The organism is Cognatundibacterium luofuense (assembly GCF_018139685.1).
Classification (GTDB): Bacteria; Pseudomonadota; Gammaproteobacteria; order Burkholderiales; family Burkholderiaceae_D; genus Undibacterium; species Undibacterium luofuense.
Genome location: NZ_JAGSPN010000198.1, coordinates 1 through 416, shown reverse-complemented (window position 1 = coordinate 416; position 416 = coordinate 1). Strand labels below are relative to the sequence as shown.

At 46.4% G+C, this 416-nt stretch carries 1 pseudogene; it reads right to left on the bottom strand.

Going from position 1 to position 416, the window contains the following annotated elements:
* Nucleotides 1-10: 10 nt before the first annotated feature.
* Nucleotides 11-416: pseudogene (gene eno / locus KDM89_RS20010) on the bottom strand (phosphopyruvate hydratase); the annotation flags it as partial.

Genomic DNA, 416 nt, shown 5'->3' with positions numbered 1-416 from the left:
CTATAGCAGATTACTTCAGGTTGTAAAATGCATCACGGCCTGGATAGCTGGCAACTTCGCCCAGATCTTCTTCGATACGCAGCAACTGATTGTATTTTGCCATACGGTCAGAACGGGACATAGAGCCAGTTTTGATCTGCAGCGCATTCATACCAACTGCGATATCAGCGATGGTGCTGTCTTCTGTCTCGCCGGAACGATGAGAAATAACAGCGGTGTAACCTGCGCGCTTCGCCATTTCTATCGCTGCGAAAGTTTCAGTCAGGGTACCGATCTGGTTGATTTTGATCAGGATAGAATTGGCGATATCTTTTTGTATGCCTTCTTTCAGGATCTTGGTGTTGGTCACGAACAGATCGTCACCGACTAACTGTACTTTTTTGCCCAGTTTTTCAGTCAGAATTTTCCAGCCATCC